Consider the following 26,286-nt stretch of genomic DNA (forward strand, 5'->3'; position numbering starts at 1 on the left):
TGGGGCGTTTTTGCATGCGTCTTCTGCGTGCTCCCAGGAGCAAATCATCTGAGAAAGGGGAGTCATGGTTACTGAGTAACGGTGCAGGTTACACAGTCAGCAGCAGCGACTATCTGAATCCGCGCTGAAAGTTGCACGCAATGAGGAAGCGGCAATTCTCGTCTGGCGGGACAAGTCGTTGTCTGCGCAGTTCACTGCCAACACCTACACCTTTCGTAGCATAAAGCATGACAAGCTGGTACTCGCGCACTTCAGCTATGCTAGTCTCAGTGCAGCGTTATGCACCTCAAATTACTGAAATATCAGCCATGTGGCAGTGGATAAGCCTGAAAATCGGCCTGTTTCACACGCGATACAAGCAAGGGCCTGGCCGGTATCGAGGTGCACGACGGCAAGACCAATAACAAGCCAGCAAAGGGAGTTTCAACATGACCATGATCAAGAAGTCGCTGACAGCGGCGGTCGCGACCGCAGGTCTTGGCCTGATGGGGATCTCCGGAGGCGCCAGCGCCGCCGAGCAGACCTTCGTAACCATCGGCACCGGCGGTGTAACAGGCGTTTACTATCCGGCTGGTGGTGCAATCTGCCGCTTGGTCAACCGTGGCAAGGCCGAACACGGCATTCGCTGCAGCGTCGAGTCCACGGGCGGTTCCGGCTACAACCTGAACAGCATCCGTACCGGCGAGCTGGACATGGGCGTTGCCCAGTCTGACGCGCATTACAATGCCTATGAAGGCAAGGGCGATTTCGAAGACTTCGGCCCGAACAAGGACCTACGTTCACTGTTCTCCCTGCACCCGGAACCGTTCACCGTCGTCGCTCGCAAGGACAGCGGCGTGACCGAGTTCGACCAGCTGGAAGGCAAGCGCATGAACATCGGCAACCCGGGGTCCGGTCAGCGTTCGACCATCGACACTCTGCTGTCCTCTCAGGACAAGGACACCAGCGTGTATTCCGTGGCCTCCGAGCTCAAGGCCTCCGAGATGTCTTCCGCACTGTGTGACAACAAGATCGACGGTTACGTCTACGTCGTGGGTCACCCGTCCGGTTCCATCAAGGAAGCGACCACCACCTGTGACGCCAACATCGTCAATGTCACCGGCGACGCCGTCACCAAGCTGGTCGAAGAGAAGCCTTACTTCTCCGTCGCGACCATCCCGGGTGGCATGTACCGCGGCAACGATGACGACGTGACCACCTTCGGTGTTCGCGCAACTATCGTTTCCAGTGCCGAAGTCGAAGACCGCGTCGCCTACGAAGTGGTCAAGGCCGTGTTCGACAACTTCGATCAGTTCCAGCGCCTGCACCCGGCGTTCCAGGTCCTGAAGAAGGAAGAGATGGTCAATGCTTCCCTGACAGCGCCGCTGCACGATGGCGCCAAGCAGTACTACAAGGAAGCTGGCCTGCTGAGCGAGTGATATGCCCTGCGCGCCTCGCCTGCGAGGCGCCGTGCATGAGCGCTCATCCTGCGCTCAGGGATCCGAGCACAGGGAGCACAGGGAATTCCCGGAGACCGCACTCGTTGCGGTCTCCGTGCTTGTGGAAAGTCTGCATTCCCGGGCGGCCACTTAAGTCGAGCAGGAAAAGGCCGCGCAGGAAAGGGCCAACCAGGAAAAGGCCGAGCAGGGAAAGCGCAGCAGAGACACCCGCCGTCATTGCGCAATCAAGACTTGCCTGCGAGTGGCAAGTGGCGTGACGGCAGCCGCAGCATGGACAAGCGTGACCAGGCAAGGTCTCACGCTCGTCACGAGCCTAGCTCACTGCCCGTTCAGGAAATCGTTCAGGAAATTTACGCCCTGATCGGGTGAATCAATGGAAACATCTGTCAGGCCGGACATACTGAAGACGTAACCAGCTTGATAAGCATGTGGTTGAGCAGGGCCTTCTGGTCGAGCAAGAAGGAGACCTGTCAGCCATCGCCTGACTCGCGTACCGGATCACAAAAAATGACCAAAACCCAAACTGCAGCAACGTCTCAGTCGCCAGACGCCGAGACGCATCATGATGCTGAAGTCCTCGAGATGCTGGAGTCGGAAACCGGCGGCCGTCATCCCGTGGGCTTCGTGGGCCGCCACTTCATGTGGCTGATTCCACTGGCATGGTCGTTGTTTCAGCTTTATCACGCCTCGCCGCTGTCACTGCTCAATTCCGACACCGCGCGCGCCGTGCATCTCTGTTTTGCCATCTCGCTGGCCTTCGTGGCGTACCCGGCCTACAAGGGGGCTCCCGCCAACCGCATTCCCCTCTATGACTGGGCCCTGGCGATCTTCGCCGTGGCGGGTGTCGCCTATGTGCTGATCTTCAGTGATGAACTGGCACGTCGCGCTGGCGCCTATACCACCGTGGACCTGGTGTTCTCGGGAATCGGCCTGGTCCTGCTGCTGGAAGCCACACGGCGCGCACTCGGGCCGCCCCTTGCGGTCGTCGCCAGCGTCTTTCTGCTCTACAGCCTGTTCGGCGCCTACATGCCCGATGTCATCGCGCATGCCGGGGCCAGCCTCAACAAGCTGCTCGGCCACCAGTGGCTGACCACGGAAGGGGTATTCGGGGTCGCGCTCGGCGTTTCCACCGACTTCGTGTTCCTGTTCGTGCTGTTCGGTGCCTTGCTGGAACGTGCTGGCGCCGGCAACTACTTCATCCGCATGGCCTTCTCCATGCTCGGCCACATGCGGGGCGGGCCGGCCAAGGCCGCCGTCGTCGCCTCTGGCCTGTCCGGCATCATCTCCGGCTCCTCCATCGCCAACGTCGTCACCACCGGCACCTTCACCATCCCGCTGATGAAGAAGGTCGGCTTCCCGGCCACCAAGGCGGGCGCCGTGGAAGTGGCCGCGTCCACCAATGGCCAGCTGACGCCGCCGATCATGGGTGCCGCGGCCTTCCTGATGGTCGAATACGTCGGCATTCCTTACCTTGACGTCATCAAGCATGCCTTGCTGCCGGCATTGATCTCCTACATCGCCCTGATCTACATCGTGCACCTGGAAGCGTGCAAGGCCGGCATGGAAGGCCTCAAGCGCACCCAGAAGACCAGCATGATCGCGACCTTGCTGACCTTCCTGACCGTCTTCATCGGCATGGGAATACTCACGCTGGTCGTCTACTACGGCATCGGCTGGATCAAGACCCTGGCGGGGGATGGCGCGGTCTGGATCGTGCTGCCGCTGCTGCTGGCCTCCTATGTGGCACTGATCGCCTATTCAGCACGCTTCCCGGAACTTGGGGAAGGCGACATCGATGAACTGCCGCCGGTCGGCCCGACCGTCAAGGTCGGTCTCTACTTCCTGCTGCCGGTCGTGGTGCTGGTGTGGTGCCTGACCGTCGAGCGCATGTCACCGGGGCTGTCGGCCTTCTGGGCCGTGCTGTTCATGATCTTCATCACCGTGACCCAGCGTCCGCTGGTGGCCATCTTCCGCAAGGAAGGCAATGTCGGCGGCGCCGCACAACGCGGTGGCGAAGACCTCTTCCATGGCCTGGTGATCGGTGCCAAGAACATGATCGGCATCGGTGTGGCCACCGCGGCGGCAGGTATCGTCGTGGGCACCGTGACCCTGACCGGGCTGGGCCTCAAGATGACCGCCTTCGTCGAGTTCATCTCGGCCGGCAACCTGATGCTGATCCTGATCTTCACTGCCGTGATCAGCCTGATCCTGGGCATGGGCCTGCCGACGACCGCCAACTACATCGTCGTCTCGACGCTGATGGCGCCGGTCATCGTCAATCTGGGCGCGGAAAACGGCTTGATCGTGCCGCTGATCGCCGTGCACCTGTTCGTGTTCTACTTCGGGATATTGGCCGATGACACGCCACCGGTGGGGCTAGCCGCCTTCGCGGCGGCCGCGATCGCCAAGGCAGACCCGATCAAGACCGGTATCCAGGGCTTCACCTACGATATCCGCACCGCGATCCTGCCGTTCATGTTCATCTTCAATACCAACCTGTTGCTGATGAACATCGACAGCTACTGGCACCTGGCGATCACGGTGGCCTCGGCCGTCGCGGCGATGCTGGTCTTCGCGGCGGCGACGCAAGGCTACTGGCTGACGCGTACGCGCTGGTACGAGACCATCGGTCTGCTGCTGATCACCTTCACGCTGTTCCGTCCGGGCTACTGGTGGGACATGATCTATCCGCCCACCACCATGGCCGCGCCGCAGCAGATTGAGACGCTGATCGCCGAAGCGCCGGTGGACAGCAAGCTGCCGATTCACGTCTCGGGCATCAACCTGGATGGCGACGAGGTCTCCAAGACCGTGTTGCTGCCAGTTTCTGATGCCGAGAGTGGCGAAGCCCGTCTGACCGATGTCGGCCTGACGCTGGATATCAGCGACGAGCAGGTGCTGGTCAGCATGATCGAGTACGGCAGCGTGGCACAGCAGGCCGGCATCGATTTCGACTACACCATCGATGGCATCCAGCAGACGGCTGAGCGTCCGCCGAAGGAAATCGCCATGCTGCCGGCACTGGCATTGCTGTGGCTGATCGGCTTCCTGCAAGTACGTCGACGTCGTCAGCAACCCGCCGTTGCCTGACGCCCAAGCGCTATCTGCTCGACAAGATAGCGCTTGAGCACCAACCCTCACGGCTGATGCCGTGAGGGCCTAAACAAAAGCCGCCCCCGAGATGCTCGGTGGGCGGCTTTTTCATGCCTGCGGCGCTGACCTATACCTGAGGCGCTGACTTTGCGTGCGGCGCGGCTGGCTCTCTCTGCTGCCAGGTGGCGCTGCTCAGCATGACGCTGTTCACCACCAGGCAAGGGGGCATTTCATGAGGGAGCAACAGTATGCGCCTGCCTTGCGTGACCTGTCTGCAAGGCTAGCGTGAAATATGAACGCGCTTTTGCAACACGATCGACATATTCAGCGTGCTAGCTTCAAGGGGCACACTCCAACGGAAGGCATGTCGCCAATGGTAAGAGTCGAGAAGCAGTCCCGTCGTCTGTACGTCCTCGATACCAACGTGCTGATTCACGACCCCTCAGCCCTGTTCCAGTTTGACGAGCATGATGTCGTCATCCCGATGACGGTGCTGGAGGAGCTGGACAAGCACAAGAATGGCAACAAGGAGATTGCCCATACCGCCCGCCAGATCAGCCGTACGCTGTCCGATCTCACCGCGGATGTCACACCTCAGGAAATCCTGCGTGGAATTCCGCTCCCGCCTTCCATGAATGGCGCGGGCAACCTTCACTTCCTCTCCGGCCATGTCGATCAGAGCGACGCCTGTGCCGACAATCGCATTCTTGCCGAGACCCGCAGCCTGTCTGCACGCTGTCAGGACGCCTCGGTCATCCTGGTGACCAAGGACATCAATCTACGCATCAAGGCCGCCGCCCTGGGCATGGCGGTGGAAGACTATCTGACGGATCGCGCCTTCACCGACAGCGACGCCATGATCGAGGGCGTCAAGCTCTTTCATGAGGCCGGCCACGACGGCCAGGGCGTCTGGGACGACATGCAGGTCGATGTCACCGTCACGCGCGAGCACCATCGCACCTTCTATGAACTGTCAGGCCAGATGCCCAAGGACTGGTACCCGGGCATGCTGATCGCGGATTGCGATGGGGATGATGGCGCCAGTTTCGAGGCCATCGTGCGCGAGCTGGAGCACGATTATGCACGCCTGGAAGTGCTGCAGAACTATCGCAACGAGCGCAGCGCCTGGGGGGTGAATGCCCATGACAGTCGCCAGAACTTCGCCCTCAACCTGCTGATGGACGACAGCGTCGACATGGTGTCGATCGCGGGCAGTGCAGGCACCGGCAAGACCTACATGACGCTGGCTGCCGCGTTCGAGCAGACACTGGAGAAGAAGCGTTTCGAGCGCATCATCTTCACCCGCGCGCCGATCGCGATGGGTGAAGAGATCGGCTTTTTGCCTGGCACCGAAGAAGAGAAGATGTCGCCGTGGATGGGGGCCTTCCACGACAACATGGACAACCTGTTGCGCAAGGAGGGAGAAGGCACCAGCGCCTGGAACGAGGAGGCCACGCGCGCCTGGATCGGCAATCGCGTCCAGATTCGCTCGCCGTCCTTCATGCGCGGCCGCACGCTGAGCGACACCTTCCTGATCATCGATGAAGCCCAGAACCTGACACCCAAGCAGCTCAAGGGCCTGCTGACACGGGCGGGCGCCAACACCAAGGTGGTACTGCTGGGCAATGTGGGCCAGATAGACACTCCCTATCTGACCGCCAACACCTGCGGCCTTGCGGTGGCAGTGCAGCGCTTCAGCTCGTGGCCGCATGCCAGTCACGTGACACTCAAGTGCGTCGAGCGCTCACGTCTGGCACTGGTCGCGGAAGAGCTGCTGTGAGGTATTCGCTGCACCTTCGACAACTTGATAGCCACCCGATGGCGTCGCCATCACGACACTGACGGCTCTGATATCACAAGCTTGGTATCACGAGAATGAGAACACGGTAGCACTGACAAAAAACGCCGCCCTGATGGGCGGCGTTTTCGTGTGCATTGCGTCATGTCAGTCACGGAGATCACGCCGCAAGTGCGTGGTGATCACTCGACAAGGCTTTCAGCATACGAAAGGCGGCAAGGGCGCAAAGGCCAGCCGTTCCTTGAGCAGTTTGTTCTCATGCGTCAGCTGCCCGAGCTGGGCCTCCAGGCGTGAGTATTCCGCCGAGGAGTGCTCCAGCTGCGCACGCATGTCCTTGAGCTCCGTCTCGCGCTGCTGGCGAGCCGAAGTCTCCTCAAAGCGGCGACGCTCTTCTTCCTGCACCTGCTTGCGTTGCTCGGCTGCCTGGGTATCGAGACGCTCGACACGCTTCTCGAGCTGCTCCTGACGACGTCGATGCTGCTTGTCGAGCTCGCTCTTCTCGAGACGTGCATCATCCAGCATCTTCATCAGGCGCGTTTCACTGGCTTCATGACGCGCCTCTTCCTGCGCGAGGCGCTCCTTCCACTCGCTTTCCTGTGCCTGAATCGCCTGCTGATGGCGCTCATGGTCCACTTCACGCGTGCGCTCCATGGCCGCGATATCTTCCTGGGCCAGGGTCAGACGCTTTTCGAGCTTGTCCTGCAGCTGCTGCCAATGTTCCTGCTCATTGGTCAGCGTCGCCAAGGCCTGCACGCGCTCTTCAAGGCGCGCCTGCACCTGGGCCAATTGCTCGGACAGGGCGCTGAGGCGCTGTTCGGCATCTTCCGCGCGGCGCTGTGCCTGCGCTTCGGCCTCACGCGCCTCGATGGCCTGCTTGTCCGCTTCCTGGCGATAGTGCACCAGGCTTTCATTGGCCAGTGACTGCGCCTCCTTCCAGACCGTGGCCAGGGTCTCGGTGAGACTGTCAGGCATGGCCTGGCTCAGCGGCTCATCACGTTTCTCGGCGCGCCGCTGGCGCCAGTCACGCAGGTGATCGCTGATGGTGGTGAAGCTGCCGGTCCCCAGCACTTCACGAATCTTCTGCACGCTCGGGGCCTCGCCCCGTGCCATCAGTGACTCGATGGCTCGTTGTACATCCTCGTACTGGACGCCAGTGCGCGCCATGGGAATCTCCGTCCGTAGTCTGTCATTGATACGTCGTCAGTCGTTGCTGCTTGACCGCCATTACGCCATGAAGCGCGGCCAACTACCACTCTCCAGTACGCACTCTCATACACGCAAAGGCAGCGGATGGTGCACGCCGTCTGACGAGAGCGTCAGCGTGGCTGCCGCTCGCCTTCTTCTGCCGTCAGCCTGTCATCAGCCTGGCGGCCATCTTAGCGATGTTTTCTGACAAGATAAAGATAATTACATATTACGTAATACGTAATTTACGATATGGATAGGTTAATAAATTCATGATTACGCGCCTTATCTTGAATTATCATGGCCGTAACGTCACAATCAGCCCCGAGGACAGGCCAAGCCTGGTCAGAACAGGGAAGGATAGAGCAGGAAAGGGGCGCCACAGAGCGGCGCACGCCTGATATGACGCGCCAGACGGGCGATATACGGCCAAGATTCTGCAACGGGAGTTGATCGGTGGAAGAAAGCACGCATGACGGTATCACCGCGCTGGTCGGGCATCTGGAGGGCGAGCTATCCAGAATGCAGCGGCATGCCCAGCTGACGACCGCTGACGATCGCTCATTAATTCGCGCCCGCACGGATGTCGAAGCTGTGGCCGCCTGGATCAATGAATACCGGCACAGTGCTCAGACGTTGCGTGCCTATCGCAAGGAGGCGGAGCGCCTACTGCTATGGCTCAAGGCCGAGGGAGAGCAGGGCAGAGAATCCGCTCTGGCCAGTCTGGATCGCGAACGCCTCGAGCACTTCGAGGCGTTTCTGGCCGACCCTCAACCTGCAGAGGTCTGGATTGGCAGCGTGCGCGCCCGCAAGCATCCGCAGTGGCGACCCTTTCGCGGCCCGCTGGCCCCCGCCAGCCGCCGTCAGAGCCTGGTGATTCTGCAGGGCATGTATGCCTGGCTGATCGAGGCCGGCTACCTGTCACGCAACCCGTTCCGCCTGATGCGCGACAAGCGCCGCATGGACAACCGCACGCTGCGCATCGAACGCTATCTCGAGCGCCCCTTGTGGGACTGGTTGTGGGGGCGTATCGAAGCGCATTGCGAGGAGCTGGCACCGGTCGGTGCTTCGCCTGAGGACGGGGTGTCCCGCGAGCGCTTCGTAGCCGAGCGCCAGCGCTTTCTGTTCGCATTCGCCTACTTGATGGCGCCGCGCATCGCGGAAATGGCCGCCGCGAGGATGGGCGATATCATCAAGCGGGAAGACCAATGGTGGTGGCGCGTGATAGGCAAGGGCGCCAAGCTGGCCGAGATTCCATTGCCGCCGCCGATGCTCGAGGCGCTGGTTCGCTGGCGACGCCTGCGCGGGCTCAGTGATCTGCCGCAGGCACTGCCCGCCGACGAGTCGCTGCCGCTGCTGGCGCGCCTGGATGGCACGACACCGCTCGGCGACAACCAGCTCTACCGCTTGATCAAGCAGACTTTTGCCCAAGCCGCCATCGACATGCGCCAGCGAATCCAGAGTCCCGGCGACGCCAGCGAGCTGATGGCACGCACTCTCGATCAGGCAAGCCCTCACTGGCTGCGCCACACCGCGATCACCCATCAGGCACAGGCCGGGGTAGAGCTGCGCTTTCTGTCGCGCTCCGCCAGACACTCGCGACTGGATACGACATCGCGCTATCTGCACGCCGAGGACAGCGAGTGGCAGCAGCAGATGGCCAGGCATTCTCTGGCGACGTCAGGCCATCCGCCCAAGGCGCCAGAACACGACCCATGAGCGCTGTCACCACGCTCAGACCCCAAGGCGCCGTGCGTCCGGCAAGGTCAGGCGTTATCATGGCGACAGCGTATCTTCAGACACTTTGCAGTGACATCATCGGGAGTCAGCATGAGCGACGCGCAACAAGCGCAGGCGGAACTGGTCGAGGAATTCAGCTTCTTCGACAACTGGATGGACCGCTATCAGTACATCATCGACATGGGCAAGGCGCTGCCGGAATACCCGGAAGCGCTGAAAGGCCCTGAGACCAAGATCGATGGCTGCCAGTCCAACGTCTGGATTCATCCTGAAGTGCGTGGCGAAGGCAGCGAGCAGCGCCTGCATTTCCAGGCGACCTCGGACGCCGCCATCGTGGCAGGCTTGATCGCCGTGGTGCTGCGCATCTACAACGACCGGACGCCGCAGGAAATCGTCGCCACCCAGCCGACCTTCCTCAATGAGCTCGGCCTCGACAAGCACCTGTCGCCGACGCGCTCCAACGGCCTGCATGCGATGCTCAAGCGTATCTACGGCGTCGCCGAGCTGCACGCCAACGCCTGAGGCCTGGCGCTTTAGCTCTGATGCTTAAGGTCTGGGCCAACACGAGTAACGCAAGACGCCCGCCATTCCAGTCTCGAGATTTCGAGCGGAATGGCGGGCGTCTTTTTTTGTGTCTTTCTAAATAATTTCTCAGGGCTTTCTCACCCAGGGCGTTCTCAGGGTAATTTCAGACTGTTCAGCAGGGCGCCTGCACGCTCTCAGCGATGCTCGCGCACTTCCAGCACATGCGTCATGGCCTGATGCTGGCCATCCCAGACATAGCGCAGGTGCGGCCCCTGAATGGGGATGCTGACCGCCGGCGGACGCAGGATGGCAGCGCACTCGGCGCTTGCATCCACCTGAGCGTGGCGCACGCTGGGGTAGAGCAGGCCGAAGCTGCCAGCCTCCCTCAGTCTGGCGGCAAAGGCCTGACCGGCGGGGTAGCTGGCCATGTCTGGCTGGCAAAGGGCGTCATGGCCCTCGCGAATGTCATGCAGTGGCTGCGTCACGCGATTGACGTAGCTGCGCATGGTCATTTCCTGACTGGGCTGCGCGGTATCGGCCAGAAAGCGCGCCATGTGGAAGCGGGTCTCGCTGATCGCGGTATCCAACGTACTGGCGCAGTAATAGACCCCGAAACTGCCATCGGTGAAGCGCGAGGCACGCCCGATGTGCGTGAAGGCTGCCATCACCGGCGTGGAGCCCGGCCCGCTGATGCGGTCTTGCGGCGCGACGCGACTCAGCTCGCCGGCTTCTTCGCGCAGGCGGTCATTGGTCAGCGCCTCGATGGCAAACGCCATCTCCAGCTCATCAGGCTCGAGAATATCCTCGAATACCGAAATGGGCGGAAAGGCGCTGGAGATCACGCGCCAGGCGCTCTGCCAGTCCGGCAGCGTCAGCGCGGGCAGGGCGGAGTCATCGACATGCTTGCCTTCGCTCGTCCATTCGCTCATCCACGCACTCCGTCGAGATAACGGCGAGTGTCGGCCAGCGAGACCACCTGACCGGCCAGCATGTAATCCAGCGCACTCTGACCATTGAAGGGCGCCGCACGATTGGGACGACGCACCCATTCATGGGCCATCTCGGGCGTATTGCTGAACAGGATGCGCAGGGCCTTGTGGATCCCCATCACGTAGGAGATACGCTCCAGGGTGTCGTTGGGCAGGCGCACTTCCGGCAGCTTGCGATACTTGTGATAGGTGGTGGTGCCGATGCCCCCCAACAGCACGCGCTGATCCGCCGCGCTGCACTGCCACTTCTCCATGATGTTGAAGAAGGACTTGAGGGCGACACGGCCCGCACTGGGGCTGGTCGGGGACACACGATCGAGGGCGGCTGCGGTGGACATGACATTCTCCTGCTGACTGACGATGGCATCACAGCTGACGCCATACACATGTGAATGATAGCACAGAAACACTTCACATGCGTGCAGCCAGCCGCAAGACTCCGCCGCTCGCAGGGCACTCAACCCAGTCAATCACAAGGCGTATGCCCTCAAGGCCTGGGCGCGTCGTCCTGATCATGCGCACCGCAGCAGCTGGCAGACGAGGCGTGACCCTTGCGCGGTGGCACGGGGTCCACGCCACCCGGCCCGCCCAGCGGGTGGCAGCGCGACAGACGCCTGGCCGTGAGCCAGCACCCCTTGAGGGGCCCATGCACCTTGATGGCCTCCAGTCCGTAACTGGAGCAGGAAGGATAGAAGCGACAGCGCGGCCCCAGCAGCGGGCTGAGCACCAGCTGATAGCCGCGCAGCAAGCCGGTCAGCAGGCGCGTCATGACCGACGTCACGCCGCGCCTGAGCGGGTGGCGACGTTCAGGCGTTGCCATACAAGGTGTTCGGATCAATGATCGGTGCATCGGTAATCTCGGCGCCTTCAGCATCCAGGCGCCAGTAGAAGCAGCTCTTGCGCCCGGTATGGCAGGCAGGGCCTGTCTGATCGACCTTGACCAGCAAGGTGTCGCCATCACAGTCCAGATGCGTACTGACCAGCTTCTGCTGCTGGCCCGAGCTCTCGCCCTTGCGCCACAGCTTGCTGCGCGAGCGTGAGAAGTAGCACACGCGACCGGTGGAGAGCGTCTCGCGCAGGGCTTCGGCGTTCATCCACGCCATCATCAATACCTCGCCGCTGCCATGCTGTTGCGCGATGGCGGGAATCAGGCCGTCGCCATTCCAGGGCAAGGCGGCGATCAGCGCTTCCAGCGCGACCTTCTCGCCGACGTCGGCATTCTCCAGCGACTTGAGCAGTCCATCCTGTGCCATCGAGGGTGTTTCCTTGCAGAGTCCATATCGAAGCCCCTGTCAGCGTCATGTCACGCCGGCAGGGGCTCACGCAGTATTCAATATCACAAGCCGCGAATCAGCGACGCAGCCCGCCACGGGCGCTGCGCCAGATGAGCGACAGCAGGTAGGCGACACCGGCCACCAGCACGATGGTCGCGCCGGCCGGCAGGTCGAACTGCCAGGAGAGCGCCAGCCCACCGGTGGTGAAGGCCATGGCCGCCAGGCTAGCGATCATGATCATCATGCCCAGTGAGCGCGCATGATGACCGGCAAGCGCGGCAGGCAGGGACAGCAGGGCCAGCACCATTATCAAGCCCACTGCCTGCAGCAGCAGCACGACGGTGATCGCCACCATCACCAGCAGCAGCAGGTAGAGGGTCTTGACCGGCACGCCCCGCAGACGCGCGAACTCTTCATCGAAGATCACCGCAGTCAGCGGGCGATGCACCAGCAGCAACACCAACGCCAGACCTCCCACCATCCAGGCAAGGGTGCCGATGGCATCCGCGGGCACCAGCAACAGATTGCCGAACAGATAGCTCATCAGATCGACCTTGTAACCCGGGGTCTGACTGATGAACAGGATGCCGGTGGCCATGCCGATGGCCCACAGCGCGCCGATGACGGTGTCTTCCTGATCAAAGCCCTTGAGACTGATGTAACCGATCAGCAGGGCGGCAAGAATGGCACTGATGAAGGCGCCGACCAGCGGGCTTGCGCCCATGAAGTAGGCGATCCCCATGCCGGCAAGCACGGTATGGGCGATACCCCCGGCCAGATAGCCGATGCGGCGTACCACGACATAGGGGCCGACCAGCCCGGCCGCAAGACTGGCCAGCAGGCCGGCGAAGAGGGCGTTCTGGAGAAAATCCTGGCTGCCCAGGGCGGTGATGAAATTCATGTAATGTAAGCCTAGAGCGCAGAGCGGGCGACGTGAAGGAAGTGAAACAGGCCAGACGGACAGTCACCGGCCGCGACATCAGTGATGGTGATGGATCATCTGGACGTTTTCACCATAGAGTCGCTCGATCGATTCAGCGGTGAGCGTCTCGGTGTCATGGACGATCATCTTGCGGTTGAGGCAGGCGACCCGATCGACGTAATCGCTGATGAAACCGAGATCGTGACTGATCACCACCACGCTCATGCGATTGGCCAGCCGATTGAACAGCTCGAACAGGGAGCGCTCGCCATCGCTGTCGACACTCGCGGTGGGCTCATCCAGCAGCAGCAACTGAGGCTCGGCCGCCAGGGCGCGGGCAATCAGCACACGCTGCAGCTGACCGCCGGAGAGGGCATCGATATGCCGACGGCGCAGATGACTGATGCCGACTTCTTCCAGCACCGCACCGATCGCCTCACGGTCCGCGCGTGGCCAGGGGCCCCACTGACGACGACGCCCCTGACGTCCCATCAGCACGACATCTTCCACGCGGATGGGGAAGCGCTTCACGAAGTTGGCAAACTGCGGCACATAGCCGATATGGCGCGCGGCAGCCTTGGGCGTGCGCCCCAGCACCCGGACACAGCCAGCCGCCGGCTTGTGAAGACCGAGTATCAGCTTGAGCAACGTGCTCTTGCCGCCACCGTTGGGCCCGATCAGTCCCACTATCTCGCGCGCGCCGACCTGAAAGTCGACATCGTCGAGAATGACCTGCTCGCCATACCGGAAGGTCACGCCGCGAATATCAATGGCATCCGGTGCATCTGCCGGCACCGGGCGAAAGACCGGTCCGACACTGCGCCCGGTGGCTGACGCCTCCGGATGGCTGTCCGTGCGCGGGCGCGCGACGGAGATGGGACTGACCATGACGTAAGCTACCTCGTTGCAACGCAGACGGGCGCATGAGCGCCCGTCTGACTTTTCGATGGGGCAGGGCATTGTGCAAGATCAGACGATATGCGCAATACCCGGCCGGCAATTACTGGCTGTCAGTCAACTCGAAACCCGCCTTCAGCGCTTCGGTGGCGTGCTTCAGGTTGTCGAGATAGTCCTCTGCCAGCGGGTCCAGCACGGCCACTTCGGCCTCCAGGGAGCTGGCGATCCGCTTGGCCGCCGTCTGGGAGAACTGCCCCGAGACGAAGATGGTGCCGATGTTCTCATCCTTGGCACGCGTGATCAGCGTGGCCATCTCGCGCGGCGTGGGCTCACGGCCACTGACCTCAATGGCATGCTGCTCGAGCGAGTAGCGATCCGCGAAGTAGCCGAAGCTGGGATGGAAGATCAGGAAGTTGCGGCCCTTGTAGGGCGCCAGCGTCTGAGCGATCTGCGCATCCAGCTCGCTCAGGGTCTTGAGCAGACGCTGCTCATTGGCATCGATCTCGCCGGCATGCTGCGGCAGGCGGGCCTCGAGCACCTCGGCGGCACGCTCGACGACGGTCTGCATGCGCTGCGGGTCCAGCCAGAGGTGGGGGTCGGCTTCGCCGAGGTCCTCATCCTCGCCATGCTGGGCACCATGCTCCTGATGATCAGCGTGCTCATCGTGGTGTTCTTCGTGGGCCTCATGATCAGCATGCTCGTCATGATGCTCGTCGTACTCATCACGATCGTCGTGATCACCATCGTGATGCGCGTCCTGCTCATGAGCATGCGCTTCATCATGACCGTGGTCATGGGCCTCACCACTGCCGAAGTGGCGTGTGTTGAGACCCTCTTCCAGATGCACGACCTGCATCTCGGCGTTGTTCTTCACCAGGCGCGGCAACCACACCTGCTCGAAGGGCACACCGATGGCGAGATAGAGCGGGACCGTCGACAGCTCGGCCACCTGGCGCGGGGTCGGGTCGTAGGCGTGCGGGCTGTCGCCCGGCTTGACCAGCGTGGTGATCTCGACATGCTCACCGGCCAGCTGATCGACCATCCACGCGATGGGCGGCACGCTGACGGCCACATGCAGAGGAGCGCTGTCCTGGGCGTGGGCGGCAGGCGTCGCGAACGCGGCAAGCACGCCCAGCACACTCAGCGGCAAGACACGCGCAGCCCGCGGACCCAGCGTGCGCTGGACCCGGGACAGCAGCTTTTCACACAACACTTGGCGAGACGCCAGGGGAGAGCCCGCATGCATACTCATGACACCACTTCCTTTGCTAGTGATCACGGCATGATGCGGGCAGGGCGTGCCGAGAACCGGCACGCCAGGACCGCCATCAGCCGCGGTTGAACGAGAGACGCTGGCCGTTGGCCACCGGATTGACGGTCTTGCCGTCATAGGCTTTCACGCCGTTGACGAAGGTCGCATCGATACGTGCCTTGAAGGTCACGCCATCGAAGGGGCTCCAACCACACTTGTAGAGCACGTTGTCACGCGTGACGCTGGTCTCGCCATTGAGGTCGACCAGCACGAGGTCTGCGAAGGCCCCTTCACGGATGTAACCGCGATCGACGATGGAGAAGCGATCCGCCACGTTGTGGCTGGTCTTCTGCACCAGGGTCGCCAGGTCATAGATGCCGTCCTGTACCTGATCGAGCAGTGACAGCAGGGCATGCTGCACCAGCGGCAGGCCGGAAGGCGCCTTGAAGTACGGGTTCTGCTTCTCTTCCCAGGTATGCGGTGCGTGATCAGTGGCGATGATGTCGATACGGCCATCCATCACGGCAGCGCGCAGGGCGGCGCGGTCTTCGGCGGTCTTCACTGCCGGGTTGCACTTGATCAGGCTGCCACGGGTGTCGTAATCGGCGTCGCTGAACCACAGGTGGTGCGCGCAGACTTCGGCGGTGATCTGCTTGCCCTTCATCGGGCCGGCCTTGAACAGCGCCATTTCCTCGGCGGTGGTCAGGTGCAGGACATGCAGCTGGGTACCGTTGCGGGTCGCCAGGTCGATCGCCAGACGCGAGCTCTTGATGCAGGCTTCGCGCGAGCGGATCAGGCCGTGTTCGGAGAAGGGCACGTCTTCCCCGAAACGCTCACGCCAGCGCGCCTCGTTCTCGAGAATCATCGGCGTGTCTTCGCAATGCGTGACGATGGGCGTCGGTGCATGCTTGAAGATGCCTTCGAGAATCTCCGGATCATCAACCAGCATGTTGCCGGTAGAGGCGCCCATGAAGATCTTGATGCCGCAGGTCTGGTTCGGATCCAGCGTCTTGATCGCTTCCAGGTTGTCGTTGCTGGCCCCCAGATAGAAGGCGTGGTTGGCATGAGCACGACCGGCCGCCACGGCAAACTTGGCTTCCAGTGCATCGCTGTCCAGGGTCGCCGGCTTGACGTTGGGCATGTCGAAGAAGGTGGTAATCCCCCCAGCCACGGCAGCAGCGGACTCGGTGGCGATGTTGCCCTTGGCGGTCAGGCCCGGCTCACGGAAGTGCACCTGATCATCGATCATGCCCGGCAGCAGATGGCGGCCGGCGGCATCAATCACTTCACGTGCAGCAAGGTGAGACAGGTCGCTGCCGATGGCGTGAATACGCCCGTCCTTGATGCCCACATCCTGAGTGGAAATGGTGCCTTCGTTGACGACTTGCGCCTGTGAGATGCGGATGTCCAGCATGTGACGTCCTCCGTGGGAAGCAAATGTTATATCGTATCAAAAGCGCTCGCAAGCGCCGTTCACTGAGCGTTTTCTGCCATGGCAGCTGCTTGAGAGGTGCAATCTTGGCAACGCCCCTCGAGTTCGATGGTCTGGCGTTCGATCGAGAAACCATGGCGATCGGCGCTGGCGACAAGCCGGGTGCCGAGATCGTCATCATGCATTTCCTCGACACGACCGCAGCCGCGGCAGATCAACAGCTGAAAGCCGTGCTGATGTTCCGGGCAGTGGCAGGCAAGGTAGGCATTGAGTGATTCGATGCGATGGACGAGGCCCTGTTCGAGCAGGAAGTCCAGTGCACGATAGATCGTGGGAGGGCGGGCAGCGCCATGTTCCTTGGCGAGCTGGTCCAGCAGGTCATACGCCTTGAGTGCGCCATGACTGGTCGCGATCATTTCCAGTACACGTCGCCGAATCGGCGTAAATCGCACACCGCGCGCCAGACATTGACGTTCGGCCTGGTCGATCAGCGAAAGTGGCTCTGGCATGAAGAATCCTGAGTGTCGTGAATCCCGGATGTCAAAAGGCGTCAAGCGCGATGAGGGCAAGTGCGTCAGCGCGCAGCCTGAATGACCAGATGCTTATTCTAGGGCAAACGGGCCATGGCGGGCCACCGGCAAAGGCATCGGGGCTGCGTGAGTCACGTAAAGGCAACGCACGGCGCGGAGCTAACATGAAAGCATGGACAAGTGATCAATATGATATAACATAACAATTATCGCTTTCTGGTCGCGGTGATAGACCCGCGACCATCCCTGACAGGAGGAATTCATGGCCCAGTTCGAGGCGCTGCACCCACCCCTTCACACACGACCCGAGACACGCCTGGCAGCCAGTTCGTCACCTTCGACCCTCGCGTCGGCGCCAAGGCCCGCGACCCATTGGCATATCGGTCACGAGGCACGTGACCTGGGGGCCATCTTCGACCCCGACATCAGTCTGGCCGTGATGCAACGCCGCATCGATGCGGCATTGAAGATGGCGGTCAAGGCCCAATCCTCGGGTGCCTACCCGCTGCGCATGCGCTGGCGCGGCCCGATCAGTGACCTGCGTGAGGCGCTGGAGCGCTACCTTCCCGCACCGGATGCCGGGACTGCGCTGATAGAGGATATCCGTGTGCTGGGTGAGGCCATGGGCGAGCTCTTCGAGGTCAAGGATATCGGCATGCGACTGGAGATGACCCAGAGCGCCATGTGCCCGCGCTTTCATGTCGATCGCATCCCGGTCAGATTGGTGACGACCTACGATGGACCGGGCACCCAGTGGCTGCCGGAACATGCCGCCGACAGACTGGCGCTGGGCCACGGCCAACCCGGCCATCAGGACATCTGCCTGGCCCCCGGCGAGATACATGAGCTGCGCCCGGGCAGCCTGGCGTTGCTCAAGGGCGAGTGCTGGCCGGGCAACGAAGGGCGAGGGCTGATCCATCGCTCACCGGTGGTACCCAATGGTAGCCGCCTGATGCTGAGCATGGACCCCGGCTGAGCCGAGGCTTCGCTTGCGACTCACCAAACAGAAACACCCCGCCAAGGCGGGGTGTTTCTGTTTGCGGGTTGTCAGGCTGCCTGATCATTCATTCAGCAGACCTTCAGGACCTATATCAGTCCGCGATGGGCGCCATGCCGACATTGGCGACATCTTCCTTGCTGCGCGAGAAATGCTTGCGCGCAAAGGCGACACGCTCGGCGACCGGCACACCGTCGGGCTGACGCTCGATCAGCTCGAGTCGCTTGCGCAGGCCCTCGCCATTGGCCATCTGGATGGCCAGCCCCGGTCGAGCGTTGAGCTCCAGAAGCATCGGACCATGGCGACGGTCCAGCACCATGTCGGTGCCCAGATACCCCAGTCCCGTCATCTCGTAACAACCGGCAGCCAGCTCGAGCAGGGTGTCCCACTGCGGCACCTTGAGCGAGAAGATATCGTGCCCGGTATCGGGGTGCGCGAACTGCGGGCGATCGTACTGCACGCCGCGCACCGCCCAGCCACTGCCGATATCCAACCCGACACCGACCGCGCCCTGGTGAAGGTTGGCCTTGCCATCCGAGGCCGCCGTCGACAGGCGCATCATCGCCATCACGGGATAGCCCTTGAAGACGATGACACGAATGTCCGGCACACCCTCATAGGTGAACTCGGCGAAGGCCTGATCGAAGGAGATCAAGCCTTCGACTAGCGCCACATCCGGTGAGCCGCCCAGCGAATAGAGCCCTGACAGGATGTTGGAGACGTGGCGCTCCATGTCGGCACGCGTGATGCGCGCGCCGCTGGGCTTCACATACTCTTCGCCATCATGGTGCTCGATGACGAGGATCCCCTTGCCGCCTGAGCCCTTGGCCGGCTTGATCACGAAACCCGCGTGATCACGCACCATGTCGACGACGCGCTCGACCTCGAACTGACTGGCGACCTTGCCGATCATCTCCGGCGAGGCCAGGCCGTATTTCTGACACAGCAGCTTGGTCTGCAGCTTGTCATCGACCAGCGGATAGAGACGGCGGTCGTTGTATTTCGAGATATACCCGATGTTGCGGCGATTCATGCCGACAACCCCCCGGGCGCGCAAGGCGCCCGGCGTGGTCCAGTTGCGCGACCAGCGATTCAGCCATGACGAGAGCATCTCAATCCTCCGTCAGCGGCTTGAAGCGGCGCAATTCCAGCAGACGATAGCCGGTGTAGTTGCCGAGCAGCAGGATGAAGGCCATCAGCACCAGTTGCAGACCGAGGAAGTTGAAGGTCAGGTGACGCACCCACGGATTGTTCATCGCCAGATAGGCCAGCACAGCGGTCAGAAGGCTGCCGCCACCTTGCTTGAGCACTTCCTTGGGACCTTCCTCTTCCCACAGGATCGACATGCGCTCCACGGTCCACGACAGGATGATCATCGGGAAGAAGGTGATGGTCAGGCCGGCGTTCAGACCGAAGCGATAGGCGAGTACCGAGAAGATCGAGATGATCGCGATCACCGTGATGATGACCACCGAGACCCTCGCCACCAGCAGCAGATTGAGCCGTGACAGGTAACTGCGGATCACCAGGCCCGTCGCGACGATCAGCAGGAAGCCGATCAAGCCGGTCACCAGACTTGTCTGGATGAAGGCGAGGGCGATCAATACCGGCATGAAGGTACCGGAGGTCTTGAGACCGACCAGCACACGCAGCAGCACCACGACCAGTGCGCCGATCGGGATCAGCAGGATGGTCTTGAACAGCGCCTGCTCTTCCAGCGGCAGGGAGTGGATCGAGAAGTTGAGCAGCTCGTCATTGGCCAGCTTGTTGCGCACCGCGACGGCCGCCGGCTCGTTGTGACGGATCATCGAGAAGCTGACACGGGAATTCACGCCGCCTTCGACTTCCAGCATCGGCGCGCCACGACCTTCCCACAGCAGTAGGTTATCCGGCTCACCTTGCTTGCCGGTTTCCGGGTTGATCAGCACCCAGTCGGTGTTGATGTTTTCAGCGTCGGCGGCCTCGACATCCACTGCCTCGTTGCCTTGCGGCGTTTCGGCGAAGACCTGCAGCCAGGACGAGACCGTCTGGCGGCGACGGCCGTCTTCCAGACTCAGGCCGCTGACCAGACGCGCACTGACACCGGCCTCATTGAGCAGGCGCAGCATGAGCTCCGGACGCTCGAACTGGGTCAGCAGCAGGCGCGCATTCTCGCCCTGACGCTGATTGTCGAACTGCTTGATCAACTCGCGGGCGAAGGTAAACGAATCGGCACTGCGCTCACGGGCCTGATCGATGACCTGGGCCGCGGCGGTATCGTAAGGACGCTCCCAGGAGACTTCCTGAGGGGCCGGCAGGCGTTTGATGGCCGCAGGCGTCGCGTTGTCGGACTCCAGCATGGTCACGGTGTAATACAGCAGCTGCGAGCCTGCCGCTTCACGGATCGACCATTCGGCACGACGCCCCGGCAGGTCATCCAGATAGGACAGCCCGAAGCCCGAGGACGCCGTGTTCTCGGTCAGGACGCTGTAGCCTTTCTGATTTTCCGGCAGCGCCAGCGACGCCTTGACCGGGCCGCCAGTGGCCGTGAAGGCCACCTGGGCTTCGATATCCCACACTTTCTGCTGTGCACCGGGCACCCAGGGCACATCAAACGATATATGGCGATAGGCGGTCAGGCCCACACCGATCAGCATCAACAGGCCGACCAGAAGATAGAAAGCAAAACGCGACATGGGAGTCCTTGAAATGTCTGGAGCAGTCATGATGGCTCGGTGGAGCACCGAGCCATGTCAGGCAGCGAAGCCGGGCAGAGGAGACAGGAGGGCGCTTGCCACTCAGTCACGGTTGCCTTCGTTCGGGTCCTCGTCCTTGGCCGCTTCGTTACTGGGTGCACTGCCCGGATATTCCGGACGTGCATTGATGAAGGTACGGCTGACGTCCACCGCAGCGATGTCCATCATGAAGCGACGGCCAAGCAATACCGGATAGGTGAGATCACGACGATCATTGAGGGTGAACTCGACCTTCTGCTTGATGTCACCCAGCGTCATCAGCAGGCTGACGACGGGACGCTCTTCGCGACCGGAGGCCTGGATGATGGTCACCGTGCGGCTGACCTGGGCTTCGACCCATTTGTCACGGTCGCCCGCCACGAAATACTTGCCGTCATCCCGCAGTGCCAGCTTGAACTTGACCCACTTGGCGCCATCGCGCTCGAATTCGGTGATATCACGCGCGGACAGCGACGAGGTGTTGGCCCCGGTGTCGATACGTGCCTTGAAGTAGCTGCTGATGGTCGGGAAGCCGACCCACTCGACGCGCCCAAGCAGGGTCTTGTCGAGGATGGGGTTGTCGGTCACGGCCTTGCAGGCTTCCACGGCCTGCGGCTGTGCGGGCTGCTCCATTTCGGCATGGATCTGGCGCAGCTGACTGCCGACTTCCCGCACGTCGCGACGCAGAGAGCGGCTCAGCGCCTGCTGGTCGGCAAGTTGCTGCTGTTGGACGTTGCATTGGCCTGCCAGCTGTTCCTGCAGGGCGTCGATGCGCTGCGAGAAGGCATCTGGCGTCAATACCGGTTTCTGCGGTTGCGGTTGTGCCGGGACGCAGCCGGCCATGACGACGACACTGGTCAAGGTAACAGGCAATAGCAGCTTGCGGATCAGCATAGGGGAGAAGGTTCCTGTTCAGCCTTGCTGCCGCTCTACAACCTGTGTGAACGGCAGACATAATTCTTGTCCATCGTCAGTCAGTCAGCACACTGATCCGACGATGCCTGGGTATTCCCTTGTATAGCTTGGGCGTTCTAGCACCGAAGCGTTACTGGGGGCGATCATACGTAGCCCGAATGGTGACTGTCCATGTTTCAGCACCTGACGCCGAGCCATTGCCTGCGATTCACCAACGTAGCGATCACTTTCTGTCGCCAGTCGAGGACAGGCCACACGAGCTCCCACCAGGCGTGGGTCAGGGCCGCTGTCAGCCGGCTAGAGATATAACGCCAGCTTGGCTTGCGTCGCCTTCAGGTGACGAAAACCTTGATGGAATCCAGCCCCCAGACAGGAGCATCCTTCGCGGCAGTTTGCACAGCCAGACCTCACTGTTTGCGCATTGTTCAGGATATAAGCGCATCATCAGCGCGGGATCACAACATGGCAACGACACGATCTCGGATGAGAGCCCGCCGACGAAGCGAGTCAGACTGTCGCCAAACTGACAAGGCACGCCAAAAGAGACGACGTCAGCACACTCAATGCATCCGCTATGGGCAGGTTGTCGCTCAACTGATCAAACGCAGGGCACTCAGCAAAAGATAGGCGGGAACGTCGATTGACTCCATCGGCTGACTTTATCGACAGGCAGAACCTGAGATTCAGAGGCAGGCATGCAGAAGCTGACATTCGCGCGGAGGAGGCTTTGCACCTAGCGATTGACGCACGAGCATTTACGTACACAGTCCGGATGTACAAAGCACCGACGTACACAGCTTGAGCACCCTCACAAACTACTGAATTTAACATAATATATATTATACGAACTAAAGGGTATGCAGGTTTCATCAGTGATCCTGGGCGCCCGTAGAGTCAGTTGCCTTGATCCATCAGGTCAGGTCCATCAGGTCAGGTCCATCAGGTCGAGTCGTCGGGCCAAGTCCAGCGAGTTGAACCTGTCGGCTTGCATCAGCGATAGCCTGTTTCACGATCCAAGTGCCAAACAGCCCGTTGCCCAAGAGCGCGAACAAACTTATCCTTGATAGCATTCATGCACAAGTGTTGTAGAATAATTCGGACCACATGTGACCTACACCGCTCATCTTGTCACTCAACATTGCCGCGCGCCGTGATGACTCACGGATCGGCGCGAACCGGAGTCAGCGATGCCCTCCTTCCCGTCCTGCCTGTCAGCAACCTCTGGATTCGTGCACAACGGCATTCGATGCCTTAGCGGCCGCGCAGCCATGTTGATCATGGCAGCGGGATTGTCAGCCTGTAGCGGGCCTCAAATAGAGGATTACGCGGGCAGCAGCCCTGAGCTGCGCATCGATGACTACTTCCTGGGCCACACACGTGGCTGGGGCATGGTGCAGGATTACCGTGGCGAGGTGACGCGGCGGTTCGTGGTCGATGTCATCGGCAGCATGCAAGGCAACCAGCTGATTCTGAAGGAAGACTTCGTCTATGCCGATGGCGAGACACAACACCGCCGCTGGACCTTTACCCCGGCGGGTGATCGCCAATGGACTGGTCGAGCGGCGGATGTAACGGGCGAAGCGACAGCGACGACCCGCGGTAATGCCTTGCGCATGAACTACGTGCTTCAGGTACCGATCAACGACAGTACCTGGGAGTTCAGCATGGATGACTGGATGTATCTGCAACCGGATGGTCGCATCCTGAACCGGACCTCGATGCGCAAACTGGGCCTGGAAGCCGCCAGTATCACTCTGGCATTTCAGCGCTGTCCCTGTGACTCATCGGCAGCTGAGTCGAAATGACGCTCGTGCGCGGCAATGACGTGAGCCCCTGATAGCTTCAAGCCTTGCCTGATAGCTTCACCCCTCGATAGCGCCAGCCTTTGTCGATTCAAGCTTCTGATAGCCCAACCCTCATGAGGCGGCGGAGTCACCCGCATGCTGCTCGAGCGATGTCTCCACCTTGGAAAGCCACTTGCCGTAATCCTCTTCTGGCGCCATGGGCTCTCCGAAGGCGTATCCCTGCAACTGGTCAAAGCCCAGATCTATCATGGTCTGGCGCTGGCGTGAGTGTTCGATACCAACCGCCACGGCGGAGATCTCCAACACATGCAAGGCCGCCGTCCAGGCTTTCAACAGGCGCGCCTGACGCGGATCCGTCTGCAACAGACTGATCCAGCGCGGATGCAGTTTCACGCTGGTGATGGGCAGCATGCTCAACAAGCGCAGGCTGTCATGCTCAGGGCCGAAACGGTCGACACAGAAGCTGATGCCGTCATTGGCCAGCGATTTCATCGCCAGCACCAATGGCTCGGGCGTCGCGGAAAAACTCTCGACACCGCTGACATCAAGGCGCAGGCAATCTCCCTTGAGCCGGTAAAGGCGCAGGACACGGCGCAGGGCATCCATGTATTCGGTTTCGATCAGGCGCGACGCCGTGATGTTCAGCGATAGCGGCAACAGGCTGTCGTTGCCCTTCCTGGTCGCCAGCCAATGACTCAGCAAGGCGCAGCTTCTGCGCAGCACCCAGATGTCGAGTTCCTCATCCAGCCCCGCGTGTCTGGCGATGCGCAACATCTGATGGGGGGTGATCCAGCGGTTCTTGTCCTGCCAGCGCAGCAGCACTTCCTGGCCGCTGAGGCCTTGGCTGCCCGCAGTGACGATGGGCTGCAGGTGGATGCACAGCTCATTGTCGCGCAGCGCCTGGGCAAAGCGATTGTTCATCTCGAGGCGCAGATTGAGGTTGTCCGTGAGATCCGCGAACTGGACGCCCTTCTCTTTTGGCGCCCACTCACTGGCACAGGCAAGCTCCTCTTCCACCACCTCGACCAGTTCCGCTGCTGACATGCTATCGCTAACAAAGGTGCCCGCCCCGATCAACAGATCAGGCCGGCTGTTGGCGGAGAGATGCAGCAACCAGGGTTGTTCCACGAAGCGATGCCAGCGCATGCCGTGCAATGCCTGGTCACGCGGCAACAGGATCATCAGGGTGTCGTGACTGACGCGCCCCTTGAGCAGGCCCTCGTCATCGAAGTTTTCATTGAGCTGGTGGGACAGGGATTGCAGCACGCCTTCGTAGAAGTCGACGCCCTGCTGCTTTCGCAGCCTTTCGGCGTTCTGCAGCTTGACCAGAATGACCTGCAGCTCCCCCTGGCTGGCGCGCTCCTGCAGCCAGGCCGTCATTCGCTGCAGGTAGCGACGACGCAGACTGTAGCCGGTGATCGGGTCGATATTGGCTTGCAGGGTGGCGCGTGCGCGCTCTGCCAGCAGCGCATCACGCTGGATGAGCTCGTTCTCGACCAGCAGTGCACAGCGCTCCAGCCGCTCCAGCTGGGCCGTATCCAGTTGACGGGGCTTGTGGTCGATCAGGCACAGAGTCCCCAGCGGCAGCCCGCTGCTGTCACGCAGCACGGCACCCGCGTAGAAGCAGACATGCGGTGGCCCCGTCACCAGGGCGTTATCAAAGAAGCGTTCATCCTGGCGCGCATCATTGATGACCAGAAAGCGCTCTTCATGCAGCGCGTGGGCGCAGAAGGCGAGATCCCTGCCCGTCTGCCGTGCATCCAGCCCGCAATGGGCCTTGAACCACTGGCGGTCTTCATCCACCAGCGACACGAGGCAGATGGGCACATCAAAGATATCGGCGACCAGCCGCGTCAGATCGTCATAACGCTTTTCATGATCACTATCCAATACATGCAGAGAATGCAGACTATTGAGACGCTCTTCTTCACGCGGATGAGGTGCCGCCGGCCTGAAGCCGGGCCGGCCACCCGGCGCGAGGGTCGTCTTTGGGGTGGAATCTGCCATGGCTTACTGCCTCGTTGGAATTTCCAGGAGATATAACCGCATGTTCGTACTTGAGCATACTCGTCTCGACTGTTGACAGGCAGAGCCGGCAAGCTGCGCACCACTAACGATAATTGAGCGTGGAAATCCCTGCACGCTCTGCTGTGCGGCAACCTCACGGAGTGGTTTCTCACCACCACGACGCAGAAAGCCCCGCAGCAAGGCTACGGGGCTTTCTGGATGACGCTTGTCCCTTTGAGGTCAGACGCTTCGCGCCTCACTCACGACGAGACAGGGCCTCAGGCTTCGGCAGGTGCATAGGAGCCATCTTCACGATGGACTTCCTTGCCGGTCAGGCCCGGGGTGAACACACAGGCCAGGTGCATGGTCTTGGTGGCACGCAGCAGGTGATCATCATGCTCGTTGAGGATATAGATGTCGCCCGGCTTGATCGGCCAGATCTTGCCATCAGCCAAGGTTTCGACTTCACCCTCACCTTCCATGCAATACACCACTTCATAGTGATGCTTGTAATGGATGTGGGTCTCGGTACCTTCAAAGATGCGGGTGATGTGGAACGAACACTTGCCACCATCTTCATCGAGCAGCAGGCGCGTGCTATCCCAGTTGCCATTCTCGGCCTTGACCAGACGATCGGTGCTGCGGGCTTCTTCGAGATTACGAACGATCATGTGTTTTCCTCACTAGGCTGCCTGACATCGACAGCTGACAGATGGCGATTACCGTAACGAAGGGATGACCTGGATGGGCAATCGGTGGGGATGGCAAGCCA

General features: G+C 61.3%; 22 protein-coding genes. 7 read left to right on the forward strand and 15 right to left on the reverse strand.

Translation table 11 applies throughout. The annotated features are described in order from the left end of the window. Positions 1–428 precede the first annotated feature (428 nt). The 3 genes from QD280_RS04300 (at position 429) to QD280_RS04310 (ending at position 6,312) form a co-directional block, all read left to right on the forward strand. Positions 429–1,418, forward strand: coding sequence for a TAXI family TRAP transporter solute-binding subunit (locus QD280_RS04300; RefSeq protein ID WP_054556669.1), 990 nt, complete (start codon positions 429–431; stop codon positions 1,416–1,418). 528 nt (positions 1,419–1,946) lie between these two features. Then, the gene (locus tag QD280_RS04305) at positions 1,947–4,529 is read left to right on the forward strand and encodes a TRAP transporter permease (RefSeq protein ID WP_279838431.1); all 2,583 of its coding nucleotides are present in this window, start codon (positions 1,947–1,949) and stop codon (positions 4,527–4,529) included. A 376-nt stretch (positions 4,530–4,905) separates the two neighbouring features. Continuing rightward, positions 4,906–6,312 (forward strand): PhoH family protein, encoded by a 1,407-nt coding sequence (locus QD280_RS04310; protein WP_043334244.1) that lies wholly within the window; start codon positions 4,906–4,908, stop codon positions 6,310–6,312. 216 nt (positions 6,313–6,528) lie between these two features. Here QD280_RS04310 and QD280_RS04315 read toward each other — a convergent pair whose 3' ends face one another. Next, complete coding sequence (locus QD280_RS04315) at positions 6,529–7,494, reverse strand: DNA-binding protein (RefSeq protein ID WP_279838432.1); 966 nt, start codon at positions 7,492–7,494, stop codon at positions 6,529–6,531. A 477-nt stretch (positions 7,495–7,971) separates the two neighbouring features. On the opposite strand from QD280_RS04315, the gene QD280_RS04320 reads away from it, so the two are divergent. Both QD280_RS04320 and QD280_RS04325 read left to right on the forward strand, forming a co-directional pair. After that, entirely contained in the window at positions 7,972–9,234 is a 1,263-nt protein-coding gene (locus QD280_RS04320; RefSeq protein WP_279838433.1) for a site-specific integrase, read from the forward strand. A gap of 111 nt (positions 9,235–9,345) precedes the next feature. Beyond that, positions 9,346–9,777: a SufE family protein gene (locus QD280_RS04325; protein ID WP_054556665.1), complete on the forward strand. Its 432-nt coding sequence runs from the start codon at positions 9,346–9,348 to the stop codon at positions 9,775–9,777. Positions 9,778–9,974: 197 nt separating this feature from the next. Here the strand turns inward: QD280_RS04325 and QD280_RS04330 are convergent, their stop codons facing one another. The 9 genes from QD280_RS04330 to QD280_RS04370 all read right to left on the reverse strand — a co-directional run bounded on the left by QD280_RS04330 (position 9,975) and on the right by QD280_RS04370 (position 17,055). Next, the gene (locus QD280_RS04330) at positions 9,975–10,709 is read right to left on the reverse strand and encodes an RES family NAD+ phosphorylase (protein ID WP_279833645.1); all 735 of its coding nucleotides are present in this window, start codon (positions 10,707–10,709) and stop codon (positions 9,975–9,977) included. Then, positions 10,706–11,107, reverse strand: coding sequence for an MbcA/ParS/Xre antitoxin family protein (locus QD280_RS04335; RefSeq protein ID WP_052384668.1), 402 nt, complete (start codon positions 11,105–11,107; stop codon positions 10,706–10,708). Before QD280_RS04335 ends, QD280_RS04330 begins: the two co-directional genes overlap by 4 nt. 149 nt (positions 11,108–11,256) lie before the next feature. Further along, positions 11,257–11,538 (reverse strand): membrane protein insertion efficiency factor YidD, encoded by a 282-nt coding sequence (gene yidD, locus QD280_RS04340; protein WP_279838434.1) that lies wholly within the window; start codon positions 11,536–11,538, stop codon positions 11,257–11,259. Between the two features lie 37 nt (positions 11,539–11,575). Then, positions 11,576–12,022 (reverse strand): phosphoribosyl-AMP cyclohydrolase, encoded by a 447-nt coding sequence (hisI, locus tag QD280_RS04345; protein ID WP_279838435.1) that lies wholly within the window; start codon positions 12,020–12,022, stop codon positions 11,576–11,578. A gap of 97 nt (positions 12,023–12,119) precedes the next feature. Then, on the reverse strand, positions 12,120–12,944 hold the full coding sequence (locus QD280_RS04350) for a metal ABC transporter permease (protein ID WP_279838436.1): 825 nt from the start codon (positions 12,942–12,944) through the stop codon (positions 12,120–12,122). A 78-nt stretch (positions 12,945–13,022) separates the two neighbouring features. Beyond that, positions 13,023–13,853: a metal ABC transporter ATP-binding protein gene (locus QD280_RS04355; protein WP_082388762.1), complete on the reverse strand. Its 831-nt coding sequence runs from the start codon at positions 13,851–13,853 to the stop codon at positions 13,023–13,025. Between the two features lie 112 nt (positions 13,854–13,965). Next, positions 13,966–15,114, reverse strand: coding sequence for a zinc ABC transporter substrate-binding protein (locus QD280_RS04360; protein WP_279838437.1), 1,149 nt, complete (start codon positions 15,112–15,114; stop codon positions 13,966–13,968). A gap of 76 nt (positions 15,115–15,190) precedes the next feature. Further along, positions 15,191–16,528 (reverse strand): dihydroorotase, encoded by a 1,338-nt coding sequence (locus QD280_RS04365; protein WP_279838438.1) that lies wholly within the window; start codon positions 16,526–16,528, stop codon positions 15,191–15,193. Between the two features lie 59 nt (positions 16,529–16,587). Further along, a complete protein-coding gene (locus tag QD280_RS04370) occupies positions 16,588–17,055 on the reverse strand; it encodes a transcriptional repressor (RefSeq protein ID WP_043334236.1) in 468 nt (155 codons plus the stop codon). Between the two features lie 283 nt (positions 17,056–17,338). On the opposite strand from QD280_RS04370, the gene QD280_RS04375 reads away from it, so the two are divergent. After that, positions 17,339–18,052 carry a DUF1826 domain-containing protein gene (locus tag QD280_RS04375; RefSeq protein ID WP_279838439.1) on the forward strand — a complete coding sequence of 238 codons (714 nt, stop codon included), beginning with the start codon at positions 17,339–17,341 and terminating at the stop codon, positions 18,050–18,052. 115 nt (positions 18,053–18,167) lie between these two features. Here the strand turns inward: QD280_RS04375 and QD280_RS04380 are convergent, their stop codons facing one another. From QD280_RS04380 to QD280_RS04390, 3 genes are all read right to left on the reverse strand, one after another. Then, entirely contained in the window at positions 18,168–19,184 is a 1,017-nt protein-coding gene (locus tag QD280_RS04380; protein WP_043334235.1) for an alpha-L-glutamate ligase-like protein, read from the reverse strand. 1 nt (position 19,185) lies between these two features. Next, entirely contained in the window at positions 19,186–20,748 is a 1,563-nt protein-coding gene (locus tag QD280_RS04385; RefSeq protein WP_279833638.1) for an inactive transglutaminase family protein, read from the reverse strand. 102 nt (positions 20,749–20,850) lie between these two features. Next, complete coding sequence (locus QD280_RS04390; RefSeq protein WP_043334233.1) at positions 20,851–21,681, reverse strand: ATP-dependent zinc protease; 831 nt, start codon at positions 21,679–21,681, stop codon at positions 20,851–20,853. 1,310 nt (positions 21,682–22,991) lie between these two features. On the opposite strand from QD280_RS04390, the gene QD280_RS04395 reads away from it, so the two are divergent. After that, positions 22,992–23,507, forward strand: coding sequence for a DUF3833 domain-containing protein (locus QD280_RS04395; protein ID WP_279838440.1), 516 nt, complete (start codon positions 22,992–22,994; stop codon positions 23,505–23,507). A 111-nt stretch (positions 23,508–23,618) separates the two neighbouring features. Here QD280_RS04395 and QD280_RS04400 read toward each other — a convergent pair whose 3' ends face one another. Together QD280_RS04400 and QD280_RS04405 are read right to left on the reverse strand one after the other, a co-directional pair. After that, positions 23,619–25,514, reverse strand: a complete 1,896-nt coding sequence (locus tag QD280_RS04400) for a sensor domain-containing phosphodiesterase (RefSeq protein ID WP_279838441.1) — start codon at positions 25,512–25,514, stop codon at positions 23,619–23,621. Between the two features lie 278 nt (positions 25,515–25,792). After that, positions 25,793–26,185 (reverse strand): ectoine synthase, encoded by a 393-nt coding sequence (locus tag QD280_RS04405; RefSeq protein ID WP_043334232.1) that lies wholly within the window; start codon positions 26,183–26,185, stop codon positions 25,793–25,795. Positions 26,186–26,286: the final 101 nt, after the last annotated feature.

Source organism: Cobetia sp. 1AS1 (genome assembly GCF_029846435.1).
Lineage (GTDB): Bacteria > Pseudomonadota > Gammaproteobacteria > Pseudomonadales > Halomonadaceae > Cobetia > Cobetia amphilecti.

Excerpts from the sequence above, each read along its gene's own strand:
- QD280_RS04400 (WP_279838441.1), bottom strand. The coding sequence starts at position 25,514 with ATGGCAGATTCCACCCCAAAGACGACCCTCGCGCCGGGTGGCCGGCCC.
- QD280_RS04300 (WP_054556669.1), top strand. The coding sequence starts at position 429 with ATGACCATGATCAAGAAGTCGCTGACAGCGGCGGTCGCGACCGCAGGT.
- QD280_RS04365 (WP_279838438.1), bottom strand. The coding sequence starts at position 16,528 with ATGCTGGACATCCGCATCTCACAGGCGCAAGTCGTCAACGAAGGCACC.
- QD280_RS04370 (WP_043334236.1), bottom strand. The coding sequence starts at position 17,055 with ATGCCAGAGCCACTTTCGCTGATCGACCAGGCCGAACGTCAATGTCTG.
- QD280_RS04405 (WP_043334232.1), bottom strand. The coding sequence starts at position 26,185 with ATGATCGTTCGTAATCTCGAAGAAGCCCGCAGCACCGATCGTCTGGTC.
- QD280_RS04350 (WP_279838436.1), bottom strand. The coding sequence starts at position 12,944 with ATGAATTTCATCACCGCCCTGGGCAGCCAGGATTTTCTCCAGAACGCC.
- QD280_RS04310 (WP_043334244.1), top strand. The coding sequence starts at position 4,906 with ATGGTAAGAGTCGAGAAGCAGTCCCGTCGTCTGTACGTCCTCGATACC.
- QD280_RS04360 (WP_279838437.1), bottom strand. The coding sequence starts at position 15,114 with ATGAGTATGCATGCGGGCTCTCCCCTGGCGTCTCGCCAAGTGTTGTGT.
- QD280_RS04375 (WP_279838439.1), top strand. The coding sequence starts at position 17,339 with ATGGCCCAGTTCGAGGCGCTGCACCCACCCCTTCACACACGACCCGAG.
- yidD (WP_279838434.1), bottom strand. The coding sequence starts at position 11,538 with ATGACGCGCCTGCTGACCGGCTTGCTGCGCGGCTATCAGCTGGTGCTC.
- QD280_RS04335 (WP_052384668.1), bottom strand. The coding sequence starts at position 11,107 with ATGTCCACCGCAGCCGCCCTCGATCGTGTGTCCCCGACCAGCCCCAGT.
- QD280_RS04330 (WP_279833645.1), bottom strand. The coding sequence starts at position 10,709 with ATGAGCGAATGGACGAGCGAAGGCAAGCATGTCGATGACTCCGCCCTG.
- QD280_RS04390 (WP_043334233.1), bottom strand. The coding sequence starts at position 21,681 with ATGCTGATCCGCAAGCTGCTATTGCCTGTTACCTTGACCAGTGTCGTC.
- QD280_RS04380 (WP_043334235.1), bottom strand. The coding sequence starts at position 19,184 with ATGCTCTCGTCATGGCTGAATCGCTGGTCGCGCAACTGGACCACGCCG.
- QD280_RS04385 (WP_279833638.1), bottom strand. The coding sequence starts at position 20,748 with ATGTCGCGTTTTGCTTTCTATCTTCTGGTCGGCCTGTTGATGCTGATC.
- QD280_RS04315 (WP_279838432.1), bottom strand. The coding sequence starts at position 7,494 with ATGGCGCGCACTGGCGTCCAGTACGAGGATGTACAACGAGCCATCGAG.
- QD280_RS04355 (WP_082388762.1), bottom strand. The coding sequence starts at position 13,853 with ATGGTCAGTCCCATCTCCGTCGCGCGCCCGCGCACGGACAGCCATCCG.
- QD280_RS04325 (WP_054556665.1), top strand. The coding sequence starts at position 9,346 with ATGAGCGACGCGCAACAAGCGCAGGCGGAACTGGTCGAGGAATTCAGC.
- hisI (WP_279838435.1), bottom strand. The coding sequence starts at position 12,022 with ATGGCACAGGATGGACTGCTCAAGTCGCTGGAGAATGCCGACGTCGGC.
- QD280_RS04305 (WP_279838431.1), top strand. The coding sequence starts at position 1,947 with ATGACCAAAACCCAAACTGCAGCAACGTCTCAGTCGCCAGACGCCGAG.